The 26,822-nt window shown below is 56.0% G+C and carries 27 protein-coding genes and 1 riboswitch; of the genes, 15 read left to right on the forward strand and 12 right to left on the reverse strand.

Annotated features, from left to right (window positions below; all coding sequences use genetic code 11):
- Nucleotides 1–84: 84 nt before the first annotated feature.
- The 7 genes from metK to miaB all read right to left on the reverse strand — a co-directional run bounded on the left by metK (nt 85) and on the right by miaB (nt 7,728).
- Nucleotides 85–1,266 (reverse strand): methionine adenosyltransferase, encoded by a 1,182-nt coding sequence (metK, locus tag D9K61_RS16760; RefSeq protein WP_120634333.1) that lies wholly within the window; start codon nt 1,264–1,266, stop codon nt 85–87.
- 5 nt (nt 1,267–1,271) lie between these two features.
- A riboswitch (SAM-SAH riboswitch) is annotated at nt 1,272–1,320 on the reverse strand.
- Nucleotides 1,321–1,362: 42 nt separating this feature from the next.
- Complete coding sequence (gene lnt / locus D9K61_RS16765; protein WP_120634334.1) at nt 1,363–2,868, reverse strand: apolipoprotein N-acyltransferase; 1,506 nt, start codon at nt 2,866–2,868, stop codon at nt 1,363–1,365.
- On the reverse strand, nt 2,865–3,752 hold the full coding sequence (locus tag D9K61_RS16770) for a hemolysin family protein (protein WP_120634335.1): 888 nt from the start codon (nt 3,750–3,752) through the stop codon (nt 2,865–2,867). Before D9K61_RS16770 ends, lnt begins: the two co-directional genes overlap by 4 nt.
- Nucleotides 3,753–3,788: 36 nt before the next feature.
- A complete protein-coding gene (gene ybeY / locus D9K61_RS16775; protein ID WP_120634336.1) occupies nt 3,789–4,283 on the reverse strand; it encodes an rRNA maturation RNase YbeY in 495 nt (164 codons plus the stop codon).
- A gap of 36 nt (nt 4,284–4,319) precedes the next feature.
- Nucleotides 4,320–5,342 (reverse strand): PhoH family protein, encoded by a 1,023-nt coding sequence (locus tag D9K61_RS16780; protein ID WP_120634337.1) that lies wholly within the window; start codon nt 5,340–5,342, stop codon nt 4,320–4,322.
- Nucleotides 5,343–5,464: 122 nt separating this feature from the next.
- Entirely contained in the window at nt 5,465–6,229 is a 765-nt protein-coding gene (locus D9K61_RS16785; protein ID WP_254055804.1) for an outer membrane protein, read from the reverse strand.
- 179 nt (nt 6,230–6,408) lie between these two features.
- A complete protein-coding gene (gene miaB / locus D9K61_RS16790; protein WP_120634338.1) occupies nt 6,409–7,728 on the reverse strand; it encodes a tRNA (N6-isopentenyl adenosine(37)-C2)-methylthiotransferase MiaB in 1,320 nt (439 codons plus the stop codon).
- Nucleotides 7,729–7,849: 121 nt separating this feature from the next.
- Here miaB and D9K61_RS16795 point away from each other — a divergent pair, with 121 nt between their 5' ends.
- Nucleotides 7,850–8,713, forward strand: a complete 864-nt coding sequence (locus tag D9K61_RS16795; RefSeq protein WP_120634515.1) for a hypothetical protein — start codon at nt 7,850–7,852, stop codon at nt 8,711–8,713.
- A 5-nt stretch (nt 8,714–8,718) separates the two neighbouring features.
- Here D9K61_RS16795 and D9K61_RS16800 read toward each other — a convergent pair whose 3' ends face one another.
- Complete coding sequence (locus D9K61_RS16800; RefSeq protein ID WP_120634339.1) at nt 8,719–9,516, reverse strand: phytanoyl-CoA dioxygenase family protein; 798 nt, start codon at nt 9,514–9,516, stop codon at nt 8,719–8,721.
- An 86-nt stretch (nt 9,517–9,602) separates the two neighbouring features.
- Between D9K61_RS16800 and D9K61_RS16805 the strand changes: the two genes are divergently transcribed.
- Nucleotides 9,603–10,499 (forward strand): LysR family transcriptional regulator, encoded by an 897-nt coding sequence (locus tag D9K61_RS16805; RefSeq protein WP_120634340.1) that lies wholly within the window; start codon nt 9,603–9,605, stop codon nt 10,497–10,499.
- 4 nt (nt 10,500–10,503) lie between these two features.
- Here D9K61_RS16805 and irrA read toward each other — a convergent pair whose 3' ends face one another.
- On the reverse strand, nt 10,504–10,920 hold the full coding sequence (irrA, locus tag D9K61_RS16810) for an iron response transcriptional regulator IrrA (RefSeq protein WP_120634341.1): 417 nt from the start codon (nt 10,918–10,920) through the stop codon (nt 10,504–10,506).
- A gap of 188 nt (nt 10,921–11,108) precedes the next feature.
- Between irrA and fabA the strand changes: the two genes are divergently transcribed.
- The 4 genes from fabA to D9K61_RS16830 are packed head-to-tail and all read left to right on the forward strand — an operon-like array spanning nt 11,109 to nt 13,916.
- The gene (fabA, locus tag D9K61_RS16815) at nt 11,109–11,618 is read left to right on the forward strand and encodes a bifunctional 3-hydroxydecanoyl-ACP dehydratase/trans-2-decenoyl-ACP isomerase (protein WP_120634342.1); all 510 of its coding nucleotides are present in this window, start codon (nt 11,109–11,111) and stop codon (nt 11,616–11,618) included.
- Between the two features lie 33 nt (nt 11,619–11,651).
- Nucleotides 11,652–12,881, forward strand: a complete 1,230-nt coding sequence (gene fabB, locus D9K61_RS16820; RefSeq protein WP_120634343.1) for a beta-ketoacyl-ACP synthase I — start codon at nt 11,652–11,654, stop codon at nt 12,879–12,881.
- Nucleotides 12,882–12,886: 5 nt separating this feature from the next.
- Entirely contained in the window at nt 12,887–13,678 is a 792-nt protein-coding gene (locus tag D9K61_RS16825) for an enoyl-ACP reductase (RefSeq protein WP_120634344.1), read from the forward strand.
- A 58-nt stretch (nt 13,679–13,736) separates the two neighbouring features.
- Entirely contained in the window at nt 13,737–13,916 is a 180-nt protein-coding gene (locus D9K61_RS16830) for a hypothetical protein (protein WP_120634345.1), read from the forward strand.
- Between the two features lie 20 nt (nt 13,917–13,936).
- On the opposite strand, the gene D9K61_RS16835 is transcribed toward D9K61_RS16830, so the two are convergent.
- Nucleotides 13,937–14,365: a peptidylprolyl isomerase gene (locus D9K61_RS16835; RefSeq protein WP_120634346.1), complete on the reverse strand. Its 429-nt coding sequence runs from the start codon at nt 14,363–14,365 to the stop codon at nt 13,937–13,939.
- A gap of 124 nt (nt 14,366–14,489) precedes the next feature.
- Here D9K61_RS16835 and D9K61_RS16840 point away from each other — a divergent pair, with 124 nt between their 5' ends.
- The 8 genes from D9K61_RS16840 (at nt 14,490) to D9K61_RS16875 (ending at nt 22,293) form a co-directional block, all read left to right on the forward strand.
- Complete coding sequence (locus D9K61_RS16840; RefSeq protein WP_120634347.1) at nt 14,490–15,176, forward strand: haloacid dehalogenase type II; 687 nt, start codon at nt 14,490–14,492, stop codon at nt 15,174–15,176.
- Nucleotides 15,176–16,003 carry an alpha/beta fold hydrolase gene (locus tag D9K61_RS16845; RefSeq protein ID WP_120634348.1) on the forward strand — a complete coding sequence of 276 codons (828 nt, stop codon included), beginning with the start codon at nt 15,176–15,178 and terminating at the stop codon, nt 16,001–16,003. The genes D9K61_RS16840 and D9K61_RS16845 overlap by 1 nt, the downstream gene beginning before the upstream one ends.
- Entirely contained in the window at nt 16,000–16,974 is a 975-nt protein-coding gene (locus tag D9K61_RS16850; RefSeq protein ID WP_120634349.1) for a threonine/serine dehydratase, read from the forward strand. Before D9K61_RS16845 ends, D9K61_RS16850 begins: the two co-directional genes overlap by 4 nt.
- A gap of 59 nt (nt 16,975–17,033) precedes the next feature.
- On the forward strand, nt 17,034–17,822 hold the full coding sequence (gene pcaD / locus D9K61_RS16855) for a 3-oxoadipate enol-lactonase (RefSeq protein WP_120634350.1): 789 nt from the start codon (nt 17,034–17,036) through the stop codon (nt 17,820–17,822).
- 12 nt (nt 17,823–17,834) lie between these two features.
- Nucleotides 17,835–18,548: an alpha/beta fold hydrolase gene (locus D9K61_RS16860; RefSeq protein WP_120634351.1), complete on the forward strand. Its 714-nt coding sequence runs from the start codon at nt 17,835–17,837 to the stop codon at nt 18,546–18,548.
- A gap of 112 nt (nt 18,549–18,660) precedes the next feature.
- Nucleotides 18,661–19,860 carry a TCR/Tet family MFS transporter gene (locus D9K61_RS16865; RefSeq protein ID WP_120634352.1) on the forward strand — a complete coding sequence of 400 codons (1,200 nt, stop codon included), beginning with the start codon at nt 18,661–18,663 and terminating at the stop codon, nt 19,858–19,860.
- 81 nt (nt 19,861–19,941) lie between these two features.
- Nucleotides 19,942–21,036, forward strand: coding sequence for a Zn-dependent alcohol dehydrogenase (locus tag D9K61_RS16870; RefSeq protein WP_120634353.1), 1,095 nt, complete (start codon nt 19,942–19,944; stop codon nt 21,034–21,036).
- Nucleotides 21,037–21,060: 24 nt separating this feature from the next.
- Nucleotides 21,061–22,293 carry a mandelate racemase/muconate lactonizing enzyme family protein gene (locus tag D9K61_RS16875; RefSeq protein WP_120634354.1) on the forward strand — a complete coding sequence of 411 codons (1,233 nt, stop codon included), beginning with the start codon at nt 21,061–21,063 and terminating at the stop codon, nt 22,291–22,293.
- 157 nt (nt 22,294–22,450) lie between these two features.
- Here the strand turns inward: D9K61_RS16875 and D9K61_RS16880 are convergent, their stop codons facing one another.
- Nucleotides 22,451–25,447, reverse strand: a complete 2,997-nt coding sequence (locus D9K61_RS16880) for an ABC transporter transmembrane domain-containing protein (protein ID WP_174235111.1) — start codon at nt 25,445–25,447, stop codon at nt 22,451–22,453.
- Between the two features lie 244 nt (nt 25,448–25,691).
- Here D9K61_RS16880 and D9K61_RS16885 point away from each other — a divergent pair, with 244 nt between their 5' ends.
- A complete protein-coding gene (locus tag D9K61_RS16885; protein WP_120634356.1) occupies nt 25,692–26,051 on the forward strand; it encodes a DUF3307 domain-containing protein in 360 nt (119 codons plus the stop codon).
- Nucleotides 26,052–26,064: 13 nt separating this feature from the next.
- Here D9K61_RS16885 and D9K61_RS16890 read toward each other — a convergent pair whose 3' ends face one another.
- Entirely contained in the window at nt 26,065–26,796 is a 732-nt protein-coding gene (locus D9K61_RS16890; RefSeq protein WP_120634357.1) for a hypothetical protein, read from the reverse strand.
- Nucleotides 26,797–26,822: the final 26 nt, after the last annotated feature.

Raw genomic sequence — 26,822 nt, forward strand, 5'->3', positions numbered from 1 at the left:
GGGTCAGCCGCCTTGCAAGGGTGTCATCTGCACCCCGTATCATGAAAAAGCGCGCCTGCATCGGCGCGCTTTTGGGTTTTAGCGTCAGACGGCTTGCTTCAGCGCATCTGCCAAATCGGTGCGTTCCCAGCTGAAACCGCCATCCGCATCGGGTTCGCGGCCGAAATGCCCGTATGCGGCTGTGCGCTCGTAGATAGGCTTGTTCATCTGCAGATGCTGGCGGATGCCCCGAGGGGTCAGGTCCATCACCTGTCCAACCGCGTTTTCAATCAACGCATCTGCGATCTGACCTGTGCCATGCGTATCTGCATAAATCGACAGCGGCTTGGAAACGCCAATCGCATAGCTCAGCTGAATAGTGCAGCGTTCGGCCATGCCTGCAGCAACCACGTTCTTGGCCAGATAGCGGGCAGCATAAGCGGCTGACCGGTCAACTTTCGTCGGATCTTTGCCCGAGAATGCCCCGCCGCCGTGCGGTGCCGCACCACCGTAGGTGTCAACAATGATCTTGCGGCCCGTCAGACCTGCGTCACCGTCAGGGCCGCCAATTACGAACTTCCCAGTCGGGTTGACGTGCCATTCCGTGTCGGCGGTCACCCAACCCTCTGGCAGCGTCTCGGTGATGTAAGGTTGAACAATCTGACGAATGTCATCTGAGGTCAAAGCCTCGTCCAGATGTTGTGTCGACAACACGATCGAACTGATGCCGACCGGTTTGCCGTCACGGTAAATCACTGAAAGCTGAGATTTCGCGTCAGGACCCAATGCAGGCTCGGTACCGTTTTTGCGAACCTCTGCCAAACGCCGCAGAATTGCATGGGAATACTGGATAGGCGCAGGCATCAGCGCAGGTGTTTCGGTTGTTGCGTAACCGAACATGATGCCCTGGTCACCGGCACCCTCTTCTTTGTCATCAGATGCATCCACACCCTGCGCGATATGCGCAGATTGTTCGTGCAACAGGTTCGTCACCTCGACTGTTTCGTGGTGAAACTTGTCCTGTTCATAGCCGATGTCTTTCACACAGGCGCGCGCGATCTCTTCGATGCGGCCCATGTAGTCATGCAGCTTTTCCTGATCAGACAGACCTACTTCTCCGCCGATAACGACACGATCGGTCGTGGCAAAGGTTTCGCACGCAACACGTGCTTCGGGTTCTTCATTCAGAAATGCGTCAAGGACGGCATCGGAAATACGGTCACAGACCTTATCGGGATGCCCTTCGGAAACCGATTCCGAAGTAAATGTATAGTTCTGTCGGGACATAAAAGTGCTCCATTGAGATGTCTCCGTCACGTCAGGAAGCCGTTGTGACAGGCGATGGCCGGGATACGCGCGTTGACCAAAAGGGTCAATCGAAAACTACCGTGAAGCGCTCCGAGTGCGGCGCAACAACAACGCAAACAAGAACAGTAACGCGATTAGAACCGGGCTATCCCCGATCCGCGTATAAACCGTCATAGGCTGTGGTTCTGGCAATACCGCATCGACATAGCCCGCCTGCCCCAAAGGAAGGGCCTCGGTGATCCGACCCAGCGGATCAATCATCGCAGAAATCCCGGTATTGGCCGACCGCATCATCGGCAGGCCCTGCTCAATCGCCCTCATCTGCGCTTGCGCAAGATGCTGGTAGGGACCTGAACGGGTGCCGAACCAGGCATCATTGGTGATCTGCAGGAGGAAATCAGCCCGATCAGGCGCCCCGTTGACGTCCTGCGGGAACACTGCCTCGTAACAAATCAGCGGCACACCCCGGCCCAATTTGCCGACATCCAGCAACGCAGGTCCTGGCCCCGCGCTAAATCCATTGCCCGTCGTTGTTGCGAGACCAAAAACACCCAACCGAGCCATCAGATCGCCAAACGGGACATATTCGCCGAACGGAGCTAGATGGTGCTTGTCGTATAGCCCGCGCTGTTGCCCCTCTTCGTCCAGATAGACCATCGAATTGTAAATTCGCGGACCGTCGCCACGCTGAATACCCAAGACCAGGGGCGTTCCCTGCGCGGCATCAGCTATTGCAGATAGATATGGCTGAGCGCTTCCCAACCAAGCGGGCACCGAGGTTTCCGGCCAGATGATCAAGTCTGGTCGGGGATGGCTTGCCGTGAATTCAATTTGCCGGGCAAAGAACAACGGTGCGTAATCCGGATCCCACTTTTGATGCTGCGGCGCATTTGGTTGCACAAGGCGCACTGTGTTTTCACTAAATTGCACGAGTGGTCGAAAAGCAGAATAGCTCAGTGCTAGCACTGCGCACGTTAAAACAAAGACAAAAGGCAACACCACGCTGCGAACCGACCTGTTTTCCGACAAAGCCGCACCCAAAGGCAAAGTTGCCGCAAATATCAGCGCCCCTAACCCATATGGTCCAATCAGCGACAATAGTTGCGCGACGGGCGTGTCGACCCAAATTTGCGCAACACCGGCCCAGGGGAAGCCCGTCAAAAGATACCCGCGCCCGAACTCGACCAGCCCAAGCGCCACGGCAAGCAACACGCCTTGTCGTACTGCCGACGCGTTTCGGCGCCGCGAGACCCAGAAGGCAAGCGCCCAGAACAGTGCCAGCCCCCCCGCCATGAGAATCAAGGCAAACGGCGCCATCCAAGCGTGCCGTTCGGCATCGACCTGAAAGGGTTCGATTATCCAGCTTAGCGCGTGTGCGAAGTACCCCGTCGCAAAAACCCAACCCAGCATTGCCGCACGGGCGCGCGTGCTGCAGGTCAGAAACAGAGGCGCAATCAGGAGGAGCGACACAAGAGTCGCCATCCAATAGCCGAAAGGTGCCAACCCAAAAGCGCCAAACGCACCCAACAAGGCTGCAACCAAGAGTTTCAGCCAAAAGGGCCAGCGCTGGGCAGGATTCATGCAGCGATATCCGGAAGCATGACACGCAGCCGTTTAATGCGGCGTGGGTCGGCTTCGACGACTTCAAACTCGGGGCCTTCGGGGTGCAGGACGACTTCGCCTCTGGCCGGAACACGACCAGACAGCATGAACACCAAACCGCCCAGCGTTTCTATTTCTTCTTCGTCGACATCTTCATGGCTGGTCAGAGAACGGCCAATCTCAGCTTCGAAATCTTCAAGTGGTGCACGGGCCTGAACAACATAGCAGCCCGGCTTTTCCTGTATCCACATCTGATCTTCATCGGCGTCATGTTCGTCGGCAATCTCGCCTACGACTTGTTCGATCAAATCCTCGATCGTCAACAGGCCATCAACACCGCCATACTCGTCGATCACCAAACCCATATGGCGGCGCTCGGTCTGCATCTTGGTCATCAGCACGCCAATCGGCATCGAAGGTGGCACAAACAGCAAGGTTCTCAACATTGAAAGCAGATCAAACTCGGTCGATCCGCCATTAAACCCATGCGTCAGAGCAAAGTCTTTCAGATGGATAAAACCCAATGGATTGTCCAGCGTCCCCTCATAGACCGGAATGCGTGACAGGCCACTGTTGCGAAACACCTGCGCCAGTTCATCTTTGGCGATCGTTGAAGGTACCGACACGATTTCTGCGGTTGGGATTGCAACATCCTCGACCCGCATTCGGCGCAGGTTGATCATACCTCGGGGTTGATCGGGAATTTCCTGATGTCCGTTTACAGAAGTGTGCTGCTCCCCAGTCGGGCCGGAAAACGCATCGTAAACCCAAGAAAAAAATCCGTTTTTCTTTTCAATGTCATCGCTGGTGTTCTGTGGTTGCGCGCTGTGCGCCGCCCTAGAACTGCCGTCTGTATCGCCCATTGTCCTGTTCCAATTGATCGGGTGAATTAACCCGCCTTACCTCTTATATGGGTCATCAATACCCAGTTTGCCAAGTATCTTGACCTCAACCTCTTCCATCAGGGTGGCATCAGGGTCACGAATGTGATCATACCCCAGCAAGTGCAACATCCCGTGAACGATCAGATGCCTCACGTGATCCTCCGTGGATTTGCCGGCCTCTGCCGCTTCGCGGCTGCAGGTATCGTAAGAGATCGCAATATCCCCCAGCGCAATTTCGCCGGTGAAATCTGGCTGGGGATGATACGGTTTGCGCCCGGGCACATCGGCGGCCAGATCTTCGGCTGGCCAGCTCAGCACATTGGTTGCGGTCGGTTTTTCGCGAAACTCGGCATTCAGATCAGCAATGCGTGTATCGTCACAGCCCAGAATACTGACCTCGCAGAGGTCCGGGTCCAATTCGCAATACAGCAAAACCGCTGACACAGCTTGCACAGAGAGGGCTTCCAATCCGTGCCAGCGTTCATCTTCGATGGTCAGTTCCAGGTTCATATTGCCGTTCCAATTCCCGCATGCGGGAATTGGAAATCAATTTGTTTCACGACCCGCGTCGGCCTCATACGCCTCGATGATAGCCGCGACAAGCGGGTGGCGCACCACATCCTTCGACGTGAAGTAATTGAAACTGACATTGGGAATGGTCTTCAACAACCGCTCTGCATCCTTGAGGCCTGATTGCACACCGCGCGGCAGATCGACCTGAGAGCGGTCACCCGTGATCACCATCCGGCTGCCTTCACCCAAACGGGTCAGGAACATCTTCATCTGCATGGTTGTGGCGTTCTGCGCCTCATCCAGCACCACAAATGCATTGGCCAGCGTTCGGCCGCGCATAAAGGCCAGCGGCGCAATCTCGATTCGCTTTTCTTCAATCAGCTTGGCCAGCTGCTTGCCGGGCAAAAAATCGTTCAGCGCATCATATAGCGGCTGCATGTAAGGATCGACCTTGTCTTTCATGTCACCGGGCAGATATCCCAGTTTTTCACCAGCCTCCACCGCAGGGCGGCTTAGGATGATCCGGTCTACATGTCCGCCGATGAACATCGAGACCCCAGCTGCGACGGCAAGGTACGTCTTTCCGGTGCCTGCGGGCCCGATGCCAAATGCAAGTTCATTATTGAACAGCGACTGGACGTAAATCTTCTGCGCATCCGTACGAGGTTCGACAAGCTTCTTGCGTGTCTTGATTTCGACAGTACCGCCCTTGAACATCTCAAGCTGGTCGCCGTCGCGGCTGCCGATTTCCTGTTCGGACCCGCCCATGCGAAGTTCTCGATCAACATCCGCTGCCTCGACGTCGCGGCCGCCTTCCAATCTGGTATAGAGCGCCTGTAGCACTTCGATCGCGTGTTTCTGGGCCTCCTCGTCGCCCATTACTGCAAGCTGATTGCCCCGGCGAATAATCTGAACAGATAGCTTCTGTTCAATATCAGCCAGATTGCGGTCGTATTCACCGCACAGGTCAATCAACAATCGGTTGTCTGGAAACTCAACAAACGCCTCGCTCTGGGGCATTTCATCTTGCGGTGGGGTAAGGGCACCGATGGCCAATCCATTCTCCTGTCTTGGCAGTTCACCTCAAGCGTAGACAACAATTCTTGGTGGGCGCAAGCCACAGAATTAAAAAAACTCGGCAGATGACAAAACCGCCGACCCATTGCCGACGACTGACGCTAAAAAGCGTAGTTCAAACCAAACCGCAACCCGCGATAGCTGGGTGTCGATTTCGTCGAAAAATTCGAGTTGAACTGGACATCTTTCGATTGGAACTGAACGAATTCATACTCGCCAGTAATCGACCAATTGTCGCTTAGCTTGTGTTCTGCCCCGATGCTGGCTGTAAACCCGCCTCTGCGATCCGAATCTTCGAACGCCCGCCGTGAAGACCCGGATGTGATGCTGCTTGTCGTCTCAACGTCGCCCCAAACATAACCCAAGCTGACAAAATAGAGGACGCTGCCCTTGCGATTCGTCAGACCGTTCTTGATCCGCAACGACAATACGTCTGAGATTGCGCTGCTGCCCTGAACCGTATCTCCGCCGATCTGATTGGTGACGTTGTCATCGAGAGTGCCAAAGTCATACCCGACTTCGAAGCCATAAACGTAGTCGCGGCCAATGCTGGTTGGCAGAACGCCCCTCCAACCACCGCGAAGCCCGCCGTAGGATCCGGTCAGATCCAATTCCCCGATTTCGAACACGCCCGCAGGCGCCCTTAGTCCAAACCGGTCATCGCCACCCGAGCCATACCCAGCGCTCAGGCCGAGGTAAAACGCACTCACATCGCTGCCAAATCGTTTGGGGCTTCCGACATCCGGGTCAGATATGTCCCCGGTCAGGTCACCGGCGAAGGTCGCGCTGGCAAAAAACGTAACCACCGAGGCAACCGGCAGAGCTTGCCGGAAACTCGCAATACTGAAGTGCTCAAGAACCGTCACTCGTACCCTCCATGGCTCCGGCCCGGTTTGCGGATCGGTGCAATATGGTTTTCCGGGTATCGAAAACGTCGTCCAGAAAAACCTGGCTTCCCTCGGAACATAGTTCCAAGCAATAAATCAAGGGTAAATTTTGGAAACAACCACCGGTAACGGTATCCGAACTTCGAATAGTTTCCGAGTTACAGCAGCGCACCTGCCAGAGAATTGGCACGGGATTCGGTGATCCGAACCGCGCGCAGATCACCGGAGGAAATCTCTGGCCCTACAACGTGAACCGAATGAAGGTATTCGGATTTCCCGACCATTTGCCCTGGTAGCCGGCCTGGCTTTTCAAACAGCACACGAACGGTTCGGCCCACCATTGCATCCTGTATTTCCCTTTGGTGGCGCGTGATTAAGGCCTGAAGGCGCTGCAGACGATCATCCGCGGCCTGTGGGTCGACCTGAGCCCGTTCAGCCGCCGGAGTTCCGGGTCGCGTCGAATACTTAAACGAGTAGGCATACCCGTATTTGACCTCTTCGACCAAATCCAACGTGGCCTGAAAATCCTCTTCGGTTTCCTCAGGGAACCCAACAATGAAATCCCCCGACATGACAATATCGGGCCGGGCTGCGCGGATGCGTTCGATCAAGCGCAAATAGCTTTCAGAGGTATGGCTGCGGTTCATACGCTTCAGAATCTTGTCCGAGCCCGACTGAACCGGCAGATGCAGATAGGGCATCAGCTTGTCACAGGTGCCGTGGGCTTCGATCAAATCGTCCGCCATGTCGTTGGGGTGTGACGTCGTGAACCGAATACGTTCCAACCCATCAACCTTGTTCAATTCCCAGATCAGCCCGGCCAGTGTCATTTCGCCATTCGACCCTGCGCCATGATAGGCGTTGACGTTTTGCCCGAGCAGAGTGATCTCGCGTACACCGCGTTCAACAAGATCCTGCGCCTCGCGCAGAATGCGATCGGCTGGGCGGCTAACCTCGGCCCCGCGCGTATAGGGCACCACGCAGAAGGCACAGAACTTGTCGCAGCCCTCCTGCACGGTCAAGAATGCCGTTGGTCCACGCTTGGCCTTGGGGCGGTTCTTTAGCTTCTCGAACTTGTCTTCTTCGGGGAAATCCGTATCCAACGCCTTTTCACCGGCGCGGGTCTTGGCCTCCATCTCGGGCAGGCGGTGATAGCTTTGCGGACCAACCACCAGATCGACCAGAGGCTGTCTGCGCATGATTTCCTGACCCTCAGCCTGTGCAACGCAACCTGCAACCCCGATTTTCAGATCCGGCTTGTCAGCCTTCAAACCCTTAAAACGACCCAACTCAGAATAGACTTTCTCGGCGGCCTTTTCCCGGATGTGACATGTGTTAAGCAGGATCATGTCCGCGTCATCTGCACTTTTGGTTTCGACATAGCCCTGACCACCCAGTGCTTCGGCCATGCGCTCGCTGTCGTAGACATTCATCTGACAACCATAGGTCTTGATAAACAGCTTTTTCGGTTCGGACATGGATCGGGCCTTTGCAGTCGCTGGATCGGCGTCATCTATATGCTTCGAACGCCGCTTGCAATGCAGGCGCAATTACCCGAATTTGGCGGGACTTTCCAGCAAGGCATGAATGAAACCGGCGATGCAGTACGAAACCCTCGATCACTTTTTGAGAACAGGCCAGGGTGCTTTGGCAAAAGGCCCGATTGCAATGGTCTTTGCGGAAGATGAGACAGAGCTGGACGGGACCCTGCGCCATCACCTGAATTTGGGCTTCAAGTCTCTGATCGCGTTCATGCCCGCCGAATTTCGGCTTGATGACAAACTGGGCGAACGCATCCACCGGGTGACGTTGAAATGCGCCCCCCGATCAGTTGTGTTCGAGACGATCAATCGGATCACCCAAGCTGCACCCGGCATCTGGATGTATTACTGCTATAACGCAGAGTATCTGTTCTTTCCTTTTTGCGAAACACGCAGTATCGGCGAAATGCTGACCTTCCACGGCGAAGAGCGCCGCAATGCCATGCTCGGCCACGTCGTCGATCTTTACGCTGATGATCTGAATAGCTTTCCCAGTGGCGTTGCCCCCGATCATGCGATGTTCGACAGCACAGGGTATTATGCCCACACACGTCATGACCCGACCGGGAAGCCGCTGGAACGACAGCTGGATATGTCAGGTGGCCTGCGCTGGCGGTTCGAGGATCACATCCCATACGAGCGGCGACGCATCGACCGGATCGCATTGTTCAAGGCCCGAAAGGGGCTGGAAATTCTGCAGGACCACACCTTTAACGAACCGGAATACAACACCTATTCCTGCCCCTGGCATCACAATATGACAGCGGCCATTTGCTCGTTTCGGGCCGCAAAGGCCCTCAAAAGCAACGCAGGGTCTACATTCGATATTCCCAGCTTTCGCTGGCGAAATTCCGTCCCGTTTCAGTGGAGCTCGCGCCAGTTGCTCGATTTAGGGCTGATCGAATCGGGGCAGTGGTTCTGATCTCCTCAGCGCTGTAGCAGTATCGGGAACCAATCCTCGCGCAGGCGCTGACCCGGTGTCATGTCGTGTCCAGGAAACGGCGGTGACGTGCGACCGGGGCGTTCGACATAGCGCGCGTCGTCGCCGACCAGCCGCAGCGAAAACGCGCGACGGCGGCTGTCTGACTGGTTGCCGCGTGCGCCATGCAAAGTTCGGTAGTTGAATGCCACCGCGTCGCCCGGTTCCATTTCAAACTCCACGACTTTCATGCCTTCTGCATCTGGATCAGGGGCCGGAATGTACTGACCTTCATCCGGAAAAAACCCTTCCTCTGAAACCCACCGTGTAGGCAGAACTTCCTTTTCCCATCGATGCGACCCGGCCACACACCGCAGAGTCGCCTGTTTCACAGGGTCCAGCGGCGACCAGAAGCTGACCGTCTGCTGTCCTTCTACAAAGTAGTAGGGACCGTCCTGATGCCAGGGCGTTGCCATCGACGTCCCGGGCTCTTTGACCAACACGTGGTCGTGGAACACCTGCACGCTTTGCGACTTCATCAGATCCGCCGCGACCTCGGCCACCGGAGAGGTTTCTATCACCTCACGAAACTGCGGTATGCGCGTCCAGTTGCAATAGTCGTCAAAGAAGCGGCCAGATTCGCCCTGTTTCTTGTTCTCGGATGCATAGGGACCGGGTTCGGCCATGTTCGCCGCAACGCCATCGCGCAATTGATCCACGTGATCGGCAAACAGCCCTTTAATCAAAACGACGCCTTCAGCCTGATATGTATCGATCATGGTTTGGGAAACGAGGGGATGCGTCATGTCGGGTTCCTTTCAACAGTCTCCCTGTTCTGCTCTGGAATATACCTTCTGTTCAAATCATATCTTTCAAATATAGTATTAACTTTATGTTATATATCTCTCTGCGCCAATACGAATACGTATGTGCCATAGGACGTCATGGCAGCTTGTCTGCCACGGCCCTGAACCTGAATGTCTCGCAACCTGCCCTGTCGAATGCGCTAACGCGGGTCGAATCGCATCTGGGCTACCCCTTGTTCATTCGTCGGCGTGGGGCGGCCATGGCGCTGACACCCCAAGGGCGGAAATTCATCAAACAGGCCGAGGAAGTGCTGGCCCAAGCAGCACAGCTTGAAACTCCAAACCTCGCAGTAAAAGGCGCATCACACATTCGTTTGGGCATGTTCACGGATCTGGCACCCTTTCACCTCGCCCCCGCGCTCCAACAGCTGCGCACGGCATTGCCAGAAGTCGCAGTGTCCTACAGAGTTGAGCCGTTCGAACGGTTGTTAAGTGGGCTCACCGACGGACAAATCGACATCGCAATCACCTATGACCTGACCATGGACGAAGGATTTGTTCGTCGAAAGCTGTTCGACAATCGACCATTTGCGCTGATGTCGCCCGCCCATCCATTGGCCTGCGCCAGGCAAGTCACGCTGGCAGAGATAGCGCCCTACCCTTTGATCCTGTCGACGGAAGGATTGTCTGCGCAGCACATATTGGGACTGTTTCGCCGGAACGGGCTGCATCCTACTGTGGCGCATCGAGCTGTATCGCTGGATCTGCAGCGCAGCCTGGCCGCGCATGGTGAGGGAATCGGGGTCAGCTATGCCGACGCATCCAACGGCGACAGTTTTGGTGACAAACCACTGGTCAGCCTGCCAGTCACCAACCCGGATGCGTCCGAGGCGGTTGTTCTGGCACACCACGGCGCAGGACCGATGGATACGACTGTTGAAATTGCTGAGCGGGTTCTGAGCGATTGCCTGCAGGCGGCCTAGGTCACTACTTCTTGCGAAGGCGGATGACCACATCGACAGATGCGATCTCAACCCCTTCGGGGGCCTGGGGCAAACGCTGAATAACCAGCTCTTCCGAAGGCGCGTCACTCAGGCGGGCTTCGTCTTCCCAGAAGAAATGCGGATGATCATGCGTATTCGTATCGAAATAGCTTTTTGATCCGTCCACCGTGATTTCTTGCAAAACGCCAGCATCGCAAAACGCGCGCAGAGTATTGTAGACCGTCGCAAGCGACACGGCGTCGCCATTTGTTTTTGCCGATTCAAACAGGCTTTCGGCAGTGACATGCCGATGGTGACCGTCACCCACCAATAGCTCTGCCAAGGCCACACGCTGTCGCGTTGGGCGTAATCCGGCGTTTTCCAACCAGTTTGTCGCGATGTTTCGGCTCTGAGGTGTCATCAATCCGATACCCGTTTTTGCTGATACTATATATAGGGTCGCTCAGTCGGTAATTTCAAATGAAATTCATTCGCAAAGAATGTTACCCACAAAACATGATGTCGCGCGCTGCTCTTGCAGGACCTTGCATACGGGTGCTAGACGAGGCCAGATGTAACGAACGGACCCCTGGCAGGAGAGGCGGCAGAATGGCCCAATTCCCGAGCAGCTTTGACAAGGACGATCTGCTGAAATGCGCCCGTGGCGAATTATTCGGCCCCGGCAATGCGCAGTTGCCTGCTCCGCCGATGCTGATGATGGACCGGATTACGGATGTTTCCGGTGACGGAGGTGCACATGGCAAAGGTCATATTGTTGCTGAATTCGACATCACACCTGACCTTTGGTTCTTTGAGTGCCATTTCCCAGGAAATCCGATCATGCCGGGTTGTCTGGGGCTGGACGGCCTATGGCAGCTAACGGGTTTCAACCTCGGCTGGCGTGGTTGGCAGGGGCGCGGCATGGCGGTCGGCGTCGGCGAAGTGAAACTGACCGGGATGGTCCGGCCTGATCGCAAGATGCTGACTTATAAGATAGACTTCAAGAAAGCGATCCAGACACGCCGCCTGACGATGGGTGTGGCGGATGGTATCGTCGAAGCAGACGGCGAAATGATTTACGACGTCAAAGATATGAAAGTCGTTCTGTCCGAAGCCTAAGCGCCGGACTGGCCTGAAATAAGGAGCACGCACATGCGTCGAGTAGTTGTCACCGGTTTGGGGGTTGTTTCCTCCATCGGGAACAATGCCGAAGAGGTTCTGGCCTCTCTCAAGACTGGCAAGTCTGGCATCGAGGCCAATGAGCAGATGGTCGAACATGGTTTTCGCAGCCAAATCGCCGGATCGATCAACATCGACGTTGCCGCGCATGTGGACAAACGGACCCTGCGGTTCATGGGGCCAGGCGCGGCCTACGCCCATATCGCGATGACACAGGCAATCGCCGACGCGGGCCTGACCGAAGATCAGGTGTCAAACCCGCGCGCCGGTCTTGTTGCAGGCTCTGGTGGACCTTCCACAAGCGCCATGCTGACCGCGCATCAGACAGTACTGAAAAACGGTGCCACCAAGCGGATCGGCCCGTTTGCTGTTCCGAAATGCATGTGTTCAACGATTTCGGCCAATCTGGCGACTGCGTTCAAGATCAAAGGGATCAACTATTCGATCACCTCGGCTTGCTCGACATCATTGCATTGCATGGGCAACGCCGCCGAACAAATCATGATGGGCAAACAAGACATCATGTTTGCGGGCGGTGGTGAAGAACTGGACTGGACCCTGTCCTGCCTGTTCGACGCGATGGGCGCGATGTCGTCCAAATACAATGACGCGCCCGAGAAAGCGTCACGCGCGTTCGATCAGGATCGCGACGGGTTCGTGATTTCGGGCGGCGGCGGTATCGTTGTTCTGGAAGAACTGGAACACGCACTGGCACGTGGTGCTGATATCTATGCCGAAGTGACCGGCTTTGCGGCAACATCCGATGGTCACGACATGGTCGCTCCGTCCGGGGAAGGTGGCGAGCGGGCGATGCGTCTGGCCCTGTCGACCGTGCCAGAAGGCCGCAAGGTTGACTACATCAACGCCCATGGCACCTCGACTCCGGTCGGTGATGTGGGTGAGGTTGAGGCGGTGCGTCGTATCTTTGGCGAAGGCAGTGTGCCCCCCATCTCCTCTACCAAGTCGATGACAGGTCACGCGCAAGGCGCGGCCGGCGCGCTTGAGGCGATCTTCTGCCTGCTGATGCTGCGTCATGACTTTATTACTCCGTCGATCAACGTCGACACACTTGCCGAAGGCATCCTGCCCGGTGAAATTGCAACTCAAGTAGTTGAAAACGCAGGCTTGGACAGCGTGATGACCAACAGCTTCGGCTTTGGTGGCACGAACGGTTCCATGATTCTGTCAAAGTATAACGGGTGAATGTGATGTCGGAAGTTCTCAAGGGTAAACGCGGCCTGATCATGGGCGTGGCAAATGACCGCTCGATTGCGTGGGGTATTGCCAAGGCAATGCACGAGGCTGGCGCCGAACTGGCATTCACCTATCAGGGCGAGGCGTTCGGCAAGCGGTTGGAACCGCTGGCCCAAAGCCTCGGCAGTGACTTCATGGTCGATGCGGATGTGACCGACGACGCGTCGCTGGACCGTGCGTTTGCCGAGCTGGGCGAACGGTGGCCGACAATCGATTTCGTAGTGCATGCCATTGCCTACTCTGACAAGTCCGAGCTGACCGGTCGGTTTTTGAACACCACCCGCGCCAATTTCAAACACTCAATGGATGTTTCTGCCTATTCCTTCATCGAAGTCGCGCGCCGCGCTTATCCGATGATGACCGAAAATGGCGGAACGCTTTTGACCCTGACCTATCAGGGATCGAACCGGGTTGTGCCGAACTACAACGTTATGGGCGTGGCCAAGGCTGCCCTTGAATCGGCGACCCGCTATCTTGCAAATGATCTTGGTCCCGATGGCATTCGCGTCAACGCGATCTCGCCGGGACCGATGAAAACCCTTGCCGGGGCGGCAATCGGTGGCGCGCGTAGAACTTACAAGTTCTGCGACCAGAACGCACCGATGCGGTCAAATGCAACGCTTGAAGCTGTTGGCGGGACCGCTGTTTATCTGACCTCAGATGCTGGTGCGTGCACATCTGGCGAAATTATCCGCGTTGATGGCGGATTCCATGTGCTTGGAATGCCACAGCCTGATTTCATGTGACGATTTATTTCCCTGCCGTCGCCAAGATTTAACCATCTTTCGGCGGCAGGATTTCGTTATGAACAAGCTAGACCAAATCATTGCAAACAATGCACGCGCATCCCGTGGCCGGAGAAAATCAGGCTTTCTTGGGAATCGCGCCAGAGTTTTGCTGCTGACGCTGACCTCGTTGCTGCTGCTTTTCGTTTTTATGACGCAGCCACCCGTTCGCGCCGCGATTGAGGCCTTGCTGGGGTAAGAAGCACATCAAACTGTGCTTCAGTTGATCGAAACAACCTCGATTTCAAACACCAGATCCTGCCCGGCCAAGGGATGATTTGCATCCAGGGTCACGGTCGCTTCGTCGGCGTCGACAATCGTTACCGGCAAGGTTTGACCATCTGGCGTCTGCATCTGCAGCTGGGTGCCCGGGTCCAGCGGGATATCATCCGGAATGCCTTCGCGTGGAACGTCCTGCCGCATTGCTGGGTTGATCGGGCCATAGGCGTCAACACAGGCAATTTCGACCCGCTTCTTCTCACCAACCGACAAACCGGGCATTGCGCTGTCCAGACCGGGAATAATCTGCTCGGACCCAACGACGAACTCCAGCGGATCGCGTCCGTCGGAACTGTCAAAGACGTTACCGTCCAACAGCGTACCGGTGTAATGGATGCGAACAGTGTCGCCTTGTTTGATTGCGGTCATATGGGCCTCCGGCCTAGTGGAAATTGAACGATCAACCCTAGGCGCTGACACGATGATGTAAACCCTTGGCCCTTTAACCCCCACATCTCTTGTGCCAACTTGCTGGCGAGCGAGGGAGAGGTAGATGGCAATCAAGACCTGCGTATTCGATGCATATGGCACGTTGTTCGATGTTGCTGCGGCGGCGCGTCAGGCCGCAACGGAACCGGGATTCGAGGCTTTACAAAGAAAATGGCCTGATCTGGCGGGTCATTGGCGCCTGAAACAGCTACAATACACGTGGCTGCGCGCCGTTGCCGACGCACATGCCGATTTCTGGGACGTTACACAAGATGGTCTTGATTGGGCGCTGGAAGCGACCGATTTGCAGGGGGACGCAAAGCTGCGTCAATGCCTTTTGGACTTGTACTGGGAATTGCGGGCCTACCCCGAAGTTCCGGACATGCTGACGGCGCTGAAGAAGGGTGGCCTGCAAACCGCAATCCTTTCGAATGGGTCGCCTCCGATGTTGGACGGAGCGGTGCAATCGGCCGGAATAGGCCATGTGTTGGACGACGTTCTATCGGTCGAAAGCGTTGGCGTGTTCAAACCCCATGCGCGAGTTTACGATCTGGTGCAGAAGAGGTTCGGCGGCGACCGCGATGAGGTTCTGTTCGTCAGCTCAAACGGGTGGGATGCAGCCGGCGCAAGCGGCTATGGTTTCGTAACGGCGTGGGTCAATCGTGCAGCCGAGCCGATGGATCGCCTTCCATGGACCCCTGCGCATGTGCTGCCTGACCTGACCTCAATTCCCAAGTTGGCAGGGCTGTGATGGCTGAATTCACGACCTCTGACAATATCCGGATATACTTTGAGGAAACTGGAACAGGCGCACCTATTCTGTGTCTGGCCGGGTTGACCCGAAACAGCCGCGATTTTTCGTTTTTTGCACCTCATGCAACCGACCTACGCATGATTGCGATGGATTATCGCGGACGCGGGCGGTCGGAATACGATCCGAACTATTTGAACTACAATGTACCACGCGAAGCTCAGGATGTGATCGAACTTTTGGATCATCTGGGCCTGCAGAAAGTGTCAATTCTGGGAACATCCCGAGGGGGACTGATCGCCATGGCACTGGCCGCCGGCCATCCGGAACGTCTGGCGGGTGTTGTTCTGAATGACGTCGGTCCGATGATCGAACCGGCTGGCGTTGCTAAAATCATTGGATACGTTGGCGCTCGGCCCACTTCAAAATCTTATGACGATGCCGCTGCTGTTCTCAAAATACTGATGGAGCCGCAGTTTCCCGGCGTCGCCCTTGAAGTTTGGCGCAAGCAGGCAGAGTTCCAGTTTGAAGAACAAGGCGACAGCCTTGGGTTGCGCTATGATCCGGCGCTTGGGAAAGCCCTGCAAGAACAAGCCGCAAGCGGGGCGATACCTGATATGTGGCCATTGTTTGAAACACTGCGAGACCTGACAACCGGAGTGATCCGAGGCGCGAATTCGGACCTTCTAAGCCGCGACACCGTAACCGAGATGCATGCCCGACATCCAGGCCTGATCTCAGCAGAAGTCCCCGATCGTGGGCATGTCCCGTTTTTGAACGAAACACAGTCGCTTGACATTATTCGCAAGGTATTGAACGCCACATGAGCACTATTGAACTGATCGAATCCGCCGCCGAAAGACTAAAAGGCAACGTCCAGGAAACGCCCCTGTTGACCTCACCATTTCTGGATGAAATCGCTGGACGCCGTGTGTTTGTGAAACCCGAATGCCTGCAGCATACGGGCAGTTTCAAATTTCGCGGCGCATGGTCGGCCATTTCCGCCCTCAGCACGGAAAAACGTCAGCGCGGGGTCATTGCCTATTCCTCGGGCAATCACGCGCAGGGTGTCGCCTTGGCCTCGTCGAAACACGGGGTTGCGTCGGTTATCGTGATGCCGTCTGATGCACCTCAGCTGAAGATCAACAATACAAAGGCGCTTGGTGGCGAAGTGGTCCTGTATGACCGGGCCTCGGAGAGCCGCGAGGAGATCGGTGAGACACTGGCGGCAGAACGCAGCTTGACCCTGATCCGACCCTATGACGAACCCCAGGTGATTGCCGGGCAAGGCACTGCTGGTTTGGAAATAGCCCGGCAGGCAGAAGAATTGGGCGTGACCGAGGCCGACGTGCTGATCTGTTGTGGTGGCGGCGGATTGACCTCGGGCATTGCGTTGGCTTTGGAAAAACATGCTCCCGCATTGCGCGCCCGCCCGTGCGAACCCGAAGGGTTTGACGATGTGAAGCGTTCATTGGCGGCAGGTCAAATCCAGAACAACAATGCAGCTTCGGGCAATATCTGCGACGCCATCCTGACACCGCAGCCGGGAGACATAACTTTTCCGATTCTGCTCCGCCTGTGTGGACCAGGGCTGTCCGTCACCGAGGAAGAGGCCTTGCGTGCAGTAGCACAAGCGTTTTTGCGCCTTAAGATCGTATTGGAACCCGGAGGCGCCGTGGCCTTGGCGTCAGCTTTGTTCCGCAAGGACGATATCGCAGGCGACAACGTCATTGTCGTTGCCTCGGGCGGCAACACTGACCCCGAAGTTTTTGACCGAGCGTTGGAATTCCTGACCTGACAATCGCGCGCGGGCGGTGCACTCTGGCCGCACTAGTCTTGCCGACAAGGATTTAGGATATGAAGTTCGCTGATCTTGGCGACGTGCGACTGCATTACCGGATTGATGGTCCGGCAAATGGCGCACCGGTTGTGTTTGCCAACTCGCTGGGAACTGACCTGCGCCTTTGGGATGCGGTCCTGCCTCATTTGCCTGCAGGTGTGCGGATCATCCGGTATGACAAACGCGGACATGGGCTGTCATCCACACCCCTTGCCCCGTATTCTATGGGTGCGTTGATTCGCGATGCCGAGGCGCTGCTGGATCACCTTGAGGTTCGCGATTGCGTCTTTGTCGGGTTGTCCGTTGGCGGTATGATTGCACAAGGGCTGGCCGTCAAACGCATGGATCAGATCCGCGCTTTGGTCTTGTCGAACACTGCGGCAAAGATCGGCACGCCATCAATCTGGCAGGATCGCATGGCGGCTGTCCGTTCGGGCGGAATTGAAGCATTGGCAGACGCTACTATGAAACGCTGGTTCACGCGGGGTTTCCGCGCGTCAGACGACCATCTTTTGTGGCGCAATATGATGGTGCGTCAACCAGTCGACGGCTACTTGGGGTGTTGCACCGCGATTGCAGGCACCGACTTTTACACCCCAACCAGCGGATTGCGCCTGCCCACGCTTGGCATCGCAGGCAGCGACGATGGTTCAACCCCACCGGATCTGGTGCGCGAGACCATAGACCTGATCCCGGGGTCCCGTTTCGAACTGATGCGCCGCGCCGGGCACCTGCCTTGTGTCGAAAGACCAGTAGAATATGCCAATCTGCTGACACAGTTTTTGACCGAAATCGGTCATATTTAAAGGAGCATTACCTTGGCCAGTTTCCTCTTGATTCACGGGTCTTGTCACGGCGCCTGGTGCTGGCGTGATCTGATCCCCGAACTTGAAGCGATGGGCCATGTTGCACGGGCTATTGATCTACCCAGCCATGGTTCAGACCCGACCCCTATACCTGAAGTGACTTTAAACAGCTGCCGCGACGCAGTTCTGGCCGCTTCCACGCCTGACACAATCATCGTTGGGCATTCCTGGGGTGGCTATCCAATCAGCGCTGCAGCCGAAGCACAACCTGAAGCCATGCGCGCCCTGATCTACCTAAGCGCCTATGTCCCCCTTGACGGCATGTCGATGGTCGAGATGCGTAAAAACGGACCCCATCAAACCATTGTAAACGCAGTGGAAAAATCCGACGACGGCCTGTCTTACACCGTCCATCCTGATTGCGTTCGCGACCTGTTTTATCACGATTGTGCGCCCGAAATCTTGCCTTTCGCCTTTGCCCGGTTGTCCCCACAGCCCATCAGGCCTCAGAACACACCGCTTCCCCTAAGCGCCAAGTTCCAGAAAGTTCCAAAAGCTTATATCCGCAGCACCGATGACCGGACCGTCCCGACCGAGTATCAAAAACAGATGAGTGACAGCGTACCTGCGGATCTGCGCTACACAATCGACAGCTCGCATTCGGCATTTTTCTCACATCCACGCAGGTTGGCAGAGATCCTAAACGAGATAGAAGGCAAGCTATGAATCGCACCGATTAGGTCGTTACGGAACGTTAGCGGCCAGATTGCAAAGGCTCTCTTCCCTCGGGCCGTGACTGTGCATACTGTGCGGCAGACGGTCCATTGCAGCGGTATTCATGCGCCTCCCCTTTGCCTTTGTTCTCAGTACAGTCATGATCGACGCGATGGGTATTGGCCTTGTGCTACCGATCATGCCGCAGCTGATTGTCGAGGTACAGGGCGGCACGTTGGCCAATGCCGCGATCTGGGGCGGCATTCTCAGCACTGCCTTTGCTGCAATGCAGTTCGTTTTTGGCCCCATATTGGGCAACCTGTCCGACGCTTATGGGCGGCGTGTCGTTTTGCTCGTCTCCCTTTTTGTCATGGCTTTGGATTATGTGGTGATGGCAATCGCTGGCAGTATCTGGCTTTTGCTGATCGGTCGAATAGTTGGTGGGATCACGGCCGCCACTCACTCTACAGCTGCTGCATTCATGGCAGACGTATCGAAGCCACATGAAAAAGCTGCAAATTTCGGGCTGATCGGTGCTGCATTCGGCATCGGTTTTGTCCTCGGCCCCGTTATCGGCGGATTGCTGAGCGAGTATGGAACCCGTGCTCCGTTCTGGGCGGCGGCTGGCCTTTCAGCGATGATATTCGGCATCGGCGTTTTGGTGATGCCGGAAACCGTGACAGACAGAACCCAGCGTGCGTTCAACCTGCGACGTGCAAACCCCATAAACTCGCTAAAAGCCATCGCAGCCTTGCCCGGGATACGACCCATGCTGTGGGTCTATTTCCTCTATTCGGTTTTGATCTATGTCTACCCTGCGATCTGGTCCTATTTCACGACCGAACGCTTTGGTTGGTCGCCGCAGATGATCGGGTTGTCTCTGGGCGTCTATGGCATCGGAATGGCTGCGGTTCAGGGCGGATTGATCCGACCGGCAACCCGTTACCTTGGTGAAAGGATGACAATCGTCATTGGGATGGTGTTCGAGATCGTCAGCTTTGCCCTGCTGGCCGTTTTGACCAACGGCACAATCGCTTTGATGCTTATTCCCATAACGGCCTTAGGAGCCGTAATCACGCCCGCCTTGCAAGCAATGATGTCGCGCGCCACACCGGATTCTCAGCAAGGGGAACTGCAAGGTGTTCTAGCGGCCTTACACGCACTGTCGATGGTGATCTCTCCTCTGTTGATGACCAGTATATTTGCACAGTTCATCAAACCAGATGCGGCCATCTATCTGCCCGGCGCGCCATTCCTGCTGGCACTGGGGCTTATGTTGGCCGGGTTCATCCTGTTTTTGCGATCCCGCCCTGTCGTTGCATAACAACGACATTTTGTTGGCGATTTCTGTCTTGCAGCTTGCAGCATCACGCGCCACCGTGGGTCATTGGGAATGAGGGAAAATATGCAAACCATCAAAGCCGCAGTATGCCGGGCGTTCAATGAGCCCTTGGTGATCGAAGAGGTTCGACTGGCCGCACCCGGAACCGGAGAGGTCGAAGTGACCCTGGATGCGGTGGCCATCTGCCATTCGGATATTTCGTTTGCCGATGGGGCCTGGGGCGGCTTTTTGCCTACTGTCTACGGTCATGAGGCCGCTGGTGTTATCACCGCAATTGGCGACGCGGCGGGCGAATTCAAAGTCGGTGATCCTGTTGTTGTCACCCTGATCCGCGCTTGTGGGTCCTGCCCGTCCTGTGCTGGTGGGAAACCAACAATCTGCGAAACACCTTACGATACGATCAAAGGCCCGTTGCAAACGGCTGACGGAGAGCCACTACAGCAGGCCATGGCCTGCGGGGCCTTTGCTGAAAAGGTGGTGGTCAGCCATCGGCAGATTGTAAAAATCCCTGAAAGCCTGCCGAAAGATCTGGCCAGCCTGCTGTCGTGTGGTGTGATCACCGGAGTTGGTGCCGCCGTGAACGCAGCCGGGTTGCGACCAGGTCAGGACGTGGTGGTGATCGGTGCTGGTGGCGTTGGTTTAAATGCCATCCAAGGGGCGCGGATCGCTGGCGCGCGCCGCATCGTGGCAGTTGATATGACCGAGAATAAACTGGAAATCGCCAAAGAGTTTGGCGCGACCCATGGCGTGCTCGGTAGCCTGAAAGAGCCTTGGAAAGCTGCCTACAAGGCTTTGGGCAGACGCGGAGCAGATGCGGTTTTGATCACCGTCGGCGCAATTCCGGCTTACGAGCAAGCGCCGCGTTATCTTGGCCCGGGGGGCAAGGCCATCATGATCGGAATGCCGCATTCCGGCGATGAAGCGCGTTACGAGCCGGTCATTCTGGCCGCGCTTGGCCAAGGACTGGTCGGATCGAAAATGGGCGATGTTGTTATCCAGCGCGATATCCCATGGATGATCGATCTTTATGAACAAGGCCGATTGAAACTGGATGAACTGATCTCTGGCCGTTGGTCGCTGGACCAAATCAACGATGCCATCAAGGACACCAAATCCGGCTCGGCCAAACGCAATGTAATCATCTTTGACCGAAGCTAATCGCGCTCGGCAGGAGGGTATGTAATGAAACTGCAAGACCTCGACGTTATCATCACAGCGCCCCCGGCACCCGGATGGGGTGGGCGCTATTGGATTTTGGTCAAGGTAACGACCGACACGGGCATCACCGGCTGGGGAGAATGCTATGCATCCTCGGTCGGACCTGATGCCATGCGCCATGTCATCCGCGACGTGTTCGAGCGGCACATGCAGGGTGAAAATCCCGAGAATGTCGAATTGATGTTTCGGCGTGCGTATTCCAGTGGCTTTACGCAGCGCCCCGACCTGACCGTCATGGGGGCGTTTTCTGGCTTGGAAATCGCGTGTTGGGACATTCTGGGCAAAGATCGTGACCGGCCCGTTTATGCCCTTCTTGGTGGCAAGATGAACGACCGCATCCGGGCATATACGTATCTATACCCCCTGCCCCGGCATAATCTGACGGATTTCTGGACATCCCCGGAACAAGCCGGGGAGAGTGCGGCGGAAATGGTGCGGCGCGGGTACACAGCCGTCAAATTCGACCCGGCCGGGCCCTACACGATCCGCGGTGGGCACATGCCTGCGATGACGGACATCTCTTTGTCTGTGGCGTTCTGCAAAGCGATCCGAGAGGCAGTCGGCGATAAGGCCGATCTGCTGTTTGGCACCCATGGTCAATTCAACACCGCCGGTGCTATCCGTCTGGGCCAGGCACTGGAGCCCTACGCGCCTCTCTGGTTCGAGGAACCGACACCGCCAGACATGATCGACGACATGGCTCGTGTCGCGCGCAACGTCCGCATTCCTGTGGCGACGGGCGAACGTATGACCACCAAGGCCGAGTTCGGCGCTGTTCTGCGAGCGGGTGCTGCGGAAATCCTGCAACCCGCGCTTGGTCGCGCAGGCGGGATCTGGGAGATGAAAAAAGTTGCAGCAATGGCCGAGGTGTTCAATGCCCAGATGGCACCACATCTGTACGCCGGCCCAATCGAATGGGCGGCCAACATCCATCTTGCGGCCTCAATCCCCAATCTGTTGCTGCTGGAGTCCATCGATACACCATTCCACGACCAACTGATCAAGGGATCCTTGCGCGTCGAAGATGGGTACATCGTTGCGCCATCCGCCCCGGGGCTTGGGATCGACGTTGATGAAGATCTGGCGCGTGCCAACCCCTACACCGGAACCGGATTGCATCTGGAGATGCAAGAGGCGCCCTGCGATTATACCAACGGCAATGCCTTTCAGGGAGGAGCCCCGGCGACTGAGGAATGATTCGAGCAGGAGGAGGCTACCGCGCCTCTACTACGTAGATGGACGGCTGGGGCGAGACGCCAGAGGCGCGATAAGGATTGCCGTGCGTCGTTTTAGGGTAACAAAGCAAATCATCAGGTGCCTCTAACACCAGCTGCTAAAACTACAACGCCGAGCTTTAGTTGGAAACATACCCGGCAATGACCTGCAGCAGCTTGAACGCGGTGGCTGCGTCGTTTTCCACAACGGCCAGGAACTCTTCCTCACCAATGCGCAAACAGGACAATTCTGTCTCAGCCACCATACTCAAGGCGCGTGGTTCTTTGCGGATCAACCCCAGTTCGCCAACCAAAGCGCCCGATCCGACCTTCGCGATCAACTGGTCAGGTCCCTCAGATTGGGGAAGGTACAACCCAGCCTCACCGTCCAGCACAACATAGGCCCCGTCCGTCGGCTGATCATCTTTCAAAAACACAACCTGCCCCGGGGCCGCATCGAACCAGCGCGCACCAAAAGCCAACAGGCGCAATTGCCTGCGATCCAACCCCGAAAACAGGGGGGTTTGTTCCAATGCGCGCAGCTTGCGCGCAAGGTCGGCCGAGGCAGCGCTGTCTTCCTCCACGTCCGCAGGTCCTTCGTCTGTGACCACACGACCTTGTCGGATTTCAACATACATGTCGAATACGTCAGGACTTTCGAACTGATCGTTCAGGTAGATAACCGTGGTCTCAGGCAACAATTCTCGCAGGTTCTTGTACACAGCAACTTGTGTCTGCATGTCATAGCTGGCCAAGGCATTTTCCAGAATCAGAATGTCGGGCTTTTTGATCGTTGCCCGGGTAAAGGCCAAAGGCTCGGCAAAAACGGCTGGCAGGTTTTGCCCGCCCAGAGAAACCGGAATGTCGTAGATCAATTCGACCACCAGCGGCCGTGCACCGTTTTCGGCCAGTACATCAACAATCAATTTGCGTGCTTCGTCAGAACGCACGCCGCCAATCTGGCTGACCTTCCCGAACAGGGCATTTTCCATCACCGTCAAGCCAGGTGCGAACTCGTCCGGTTTCAACGGCAAAAAGACATCCTGCAGCCGCTCCAGCAGCTTTTCGGAGTGGCTGTGCCGCAGTTCGAGAATCCGGTCCTTCAACTCATCCGTAAAGGCTGGCCCGATCTGTTCAGCCGAAATGACCAGCGGCACCGCCAGCAAATTGGCCAACTGCTCGTCATCCAACCCCGCCGCACCTTCCTTGCGCGTGCGCTCGATCAACTCGACAGCCGCTTCATAGGTTTGCGCCTCAAGCCCCAGCTTGCGGAACAACGGGTGATCCGTCCCGTCGAGCCCGAAAATCTGCCGCAACATATCGATCACGTCTCGCGTCAGCGCGATCAATGTCTCGTCCAACCCCAATTCACGCAATTGCCCCAAAAAGATAGTTTGTTGCGCCAGAACGTCTTGGGTCACCGGAACTCGGGGCGTCGCAAATAGCAGGTTCTCAGCCACAGGAAGCGCAGAGTTGTAGCTGTCCCGGTCAAAGATCAGGGCGTTCTGGTCCAGCCCTGCCTCAAGAACGGCCTGTTGAACACGTGGGCGCAACTCAACCAGTTTTTGCGCCAACTCAGGATGTTCTGACGCGTCAAATTCCTGTTCTGCACCGCGTTGGAACAGGGCAGCCCCGGACCCCATTCCATCAATCAGTTGCAGCCACCAATCTCGCAGGGCGGTCGCACTGTCCAGACCGGCCAGAGACGGATCCAACCATTCGGCCTTAAAAGGGTCGGTGCTGTTCCCAGCCCTCAGAGTTTCAGAGAAATTCGGATCATCCGCCACATCTGACAACGGTTTGTACCGCATCGGCATCATGACGTTGTCACCCAGCGTGCCCTGGAACATGACCGGGCGCGACGAGGCATAGCCAATGCGAGCCGCCACAATACCCTGGTGCAGCTCCGACAGGTTCAGATCACCGATTTCGACCCGACCTGCACTTGGCAGGATTTCCCGGGTCAGCAACTCGCCGATTGCGCGCCTGTCCTCTTCGCTCGGAGCGGCTATACCGATGGTTTTTCCATGCGGAAAAGTCAGGTTCAGATCATCCAACACCTGATTTCCATCGATGTCGCGGACCGAAACCCGATCCAGAACAATGTCGCGATTCAGCTGCGGGCGCGCATCAGGCTCACCTTCGAACAGCTTTTCATCATGCATACCGGCAGGCGCAAAACGCTCGTTCACGACATCCCAACGCAGAGACATATCCTGGGTTTGGTTATAGTAGGTCAACAGCTCTTTCCAGGGTGAGCTGAGATCTTTGTAGGCCGCTAGCGCTGCAACCAATGCCCCCAGTGAAACAGAGCCCTGAAGCACCAGAAGCCCGCCGACCAGATAGAACATGAACGGCGTCAGTTGCGAGATGAAGTTGTTTATAAACTTCATAAAGAACTTCTTCTGGTAGATTTCGAACCGGATACCAAACAACCGACCTAATTGATCGGAGATCATGGCCCGTCGATACCGCCAGCCGCCGTTTGCGCGCAGGGTCGACGCACCTGCGGCGTTTTCACCGATCTGGGCGGCCAAAACGCGCACTTCTTGAATTCGGCGTTTGTTCAACAAGTTGATCTGGCGCTGCAAACGCGGGATCAACCAGGCCTGGACCGGGATCAGCGCAACGGCAGCCAGGCCAAACCAGACGCTTTGAAGAAACAGGAAAGACAGGATGGTGATCATCTGTCCGGCTTGAAGAACGGGCTGACTGATCGCATCGCCCATCAGCCCGCCCATCGGCTCACTTTCGGCGGTGATCATCGACACCAGCTCGCCCTGGCTGACGCGCTCAAAATAGGGTTGCGGAAATCGCAAGGCGCGGCTGATCAACTGGTAGCGAAGCCGGCGCAGCATCCGCTCGCTCAGCACACCTTTCATGGTATTGATGCGCATCTTCATCAGCCCATGCGCCAAAACCGCGGCCAAAAAGGCAAAGCATAAGATGATCAGGAAATTTGTCTGCGGCAGGCTGTAACCCCAGAATTCGACGATGCTACTTGTAGCGCCAATCGCATCGTTGATGATGCGTTTCGGCAGCTCCAGCGTCAGGTATAACAGTGGGAACAACGTCGATGTGACGGCCAGCAAGATCAGCTGGTCGCGCTTGGAGTACTTCCAAATGAACCGAAAAATCGTGCGTTCTATTGAACCTGCCCCTGCTGCTGATCAACGAAGTAATTTTGGTGTTATGCATGCAAATACAACAGATTGAATTTACAGTAATCCAGTTGGGATACGCAAATAGTTTCACACTTGGTATATTTATTCACGTTGTGTGAACTAGTTCATTTACGTGCCTGCATTTTAAGGCTTAGTATTCGGGCAGGACGACATCGGGAGGGTACTTTTGACTGCCAGTTTTGGCGCAGTGTTTCTTATGCTCTGCTTATTGCAGATCAAGCATATGTTTGCCGACTTCTTCCTACAGACACCCAAAATGCTTTCCGGGCGCGGAGAGTATTTTCACATGGGGCGTGCGCAACATGCCGGTGTGCACGTCGTGGGCTCCGTTATTGTTTTCCTGCTATTTGGCACGCCGCTAATCTTCATACTGGTCATCGCAGCACTCGAATGGATCGTTCACTTCAACATCGATTTCTTCAAGGCAAGCTATTCTGACAAGAAACAGTTAGAGCCGAACCAGGCTGCATTCTGGCGCGCGGCGGGATTGGATCAGTGCCTGCACAACCTGACCTACATAGCAATGGTTTGGGCTTGGGTCACCTTCGCAACCTGATCGGTACCAGGGGTCAGGCGACAGCATCCAACGCGCAGGCCTGATAGGCGGACAACCACAACCGATCCAACGCATCGATCTTATCAACGTCAAACTGCTGCGTGGTCTCCCAATACCGCCCGGATGGCACATTATAACCAAGCTCAGCTTCAAGCTGAAGCGGCGCGCTCATGCGTTTTGTCGACAACAGAGAACCCGAAGATAGTTCTGTTGCCTTCGCAGACGGATAGACCAAGCGGCTCTCTCCATCAGACAACCGAACCACCCGGCACCCTTGTGACGCCCCAAACAGGGCAAGTCGGGCAGATTTCGCCTCAAGCGAGCGCAAGGTGATGTCGTCTCGCAAAGGGTCTGCTGCCCCGTTACCATAAAAATGAGTCTGGCCCGGACCGTCATACACCATGTCGCATCCAAAATAGGCTATGACCTTGGGACGTAAGACTGACAGAGCCCAATAACCTGCCGTAAAAGCCATCGTACCGCCGGCATAAACAAATCCCCCAAATTCGTTTTGTCGCGGGACATAGTCGTCGGCAGACACCATTTTCTGACCCGTGTTCAGTCTTTCAGGGCGCTTTTCTGTCGAAAAATCCTCTGGATGGATCAGAAAATCCCAATCCTGTCGGATGCGCCAAGCATTGTTGATGGCCACAATATGCGTGAACGGACAACGCGACCAATCCCGCGCCGCCATGGCAGACGGGGCACTGCCAAGAATCAGTACTGTGTTCTTTTGATCAATCATCAGGGGTCCGCCTTGATTGCGAGCCC

The organism is Ruegeria sp. EL01 (assembly GCF_900313035.1).
Taxonomy (GTDB): domain Bacteria; phylum Pseudomonadota; class Alphaproteobacteria; order Rhodobacterales; family Rhodobacteraceae; genus Ruegeria.

Coding starts and splice junctions, on each gene's coding strand:
- metK (WP_120634333.1), bottom strand. CDS start 1,266: ATGTCCCGACAGAACTATACATTTACTTCGGAATCGGTTTCCGAAGGG.
- lnt (WP_120634334.1), bottom strand. CDS start 2,868: ATGAATCCTGCCCAGCGCTGGCCCTTTTGGCTGAAACTCTTGGTTGCA.
- D9K61_RS16770 (WP_120634335.1), bottom strand. CDS start 3,752: ATGGGCGATACAGACGGCAGTTCTAGGGCGGCGCACAGCGCGCAACCA.
- ybeY (WP_120634336.1), bottom strand. CDS start 4,283: ATGAACCTGGAACTGACCATCGAAGATGAACGCTGGCACGGATTGGAA.
- miaB (WP_120634338.1), bottom strand. CDS start 7,728: ATGTCCGAACCGAAAAAGCTGTTTATCAAGACCTATGGTTGTCAGATG.
- D9K61_RS16795 (WP_120634515.1), top strand. CDS start 7,850: ATGCAGTACGAAACCCTCGATCACTTTTTGAGAACAGGCCAGGGTGCT.
- D9K61_RS16800 (WP_120634339.1), bottom strand. CDS start 9,516: ATGACGCATCCCCTCGTTTCCCAAACCATGATCGATACATATCAGGCT.
- D9K61_RS16805 (WP_120634340.1), top strand. CDS start 9,603: ATGTTATATATCTCTCTGCGCCAATACGAATACGTATGTGCCATAGGA.
- irrA (WP_120634341.1), bottom strand. CDS start 10,920: ATGACACCTCAGAGCCGAAACATCGCGACAAACTGGTTGGAAAACGCC.
- fabA (WP_120634342.1), top strand. CDS start 11,109: ATGGCCCAATTCCCGAGCAGCTTTGACAAGGACGATCTGCTGAAATGC.
- fabB (WP_120634343.1), top strand. CDS start 11,652: ATGCGTCGAGTAGTTGTCACCGGTTTGGGGGTTGTTTCCTCCATCGGG.
- D9K61_RS16825 (WP_120634344.1), top strand. CDS start 12,887: ATGTCGGAAGTTCTCAAGGGTAAACGCGGCCTGATCATGGGCGTGGCA.
- D9K61_RS16830 (WP_120634345.1), top strand. CDS start 13,737: ATGAACAAGCTAGACCAAATCATTGCAAACAATGCACGCGCATCCCGT.
- D9K61_RS16835 (WP_120634346.1), bottom strand. CDS start 14,365: ATGACCGCAATCAAACAAGGCGACACTGTTCGCATCCATTACACCGGT.
- D9K61_RS16840 (WP_120634347.1), top strand. CDS start 14,490: ATGGCAATCAAGACCTGCGTATTCGATGCATATGGCACGTTGTTCGAT.
- D9K61_RS16845 (WP_120634348.1), top strand. CDS start 15,176: ATGGCTGAATTCACGACCTCTGACAATATCCGGATATACTTTGAGGAA.
- D9K61_RS16850 (WP_120634349.1), top strand. CDS start 16,000: ATGAGCACTATTGAACTGATCGAATCCGCCGCCGAAAGACTAAAAGGC.
- pcaD (WP_120634350.1), top strand. CDS start 17,034: ATGAAGTTCGCTGATCTTGGCGACGTGCGACTGCATTACCGGATTGAT.
- D9K61_RS16865 (WP_120634352.1), top strand. CDS start 18,661: ATGCGCCTCCCCTTTGCCTTTGTTCTCAGTACAGTCATGATCGACGCG.
- D9K61_RS16870 (WP_120634353.1), top strand. CDS start 19,942: ATGCAAACCATCAAAGCCGCAGTATGCCGGGCGTTCAATGAGCCCTTG.
- D9K61_RS16875 (WP_120634354.1), top strand. CDS start 21,061: ATGAAACTGCAAGACCTCGACGTTATCATCACAGCGCCCCCGGCACCC.
- D9K61_RS16885 (WP_120634356.1), top strand. CDS start 25,692: ATGCTCTGCTTATTGCAGATCAAGCATATGTTTGCCGACTTCTTCCTA.
- D9K61_RS16890 (WP_120634357.1), bottom strand. CDS start 26,796: ATGATTGATCAAAAGAACACAGTACTGATTCTTGGCAGTGCCCCGTCT.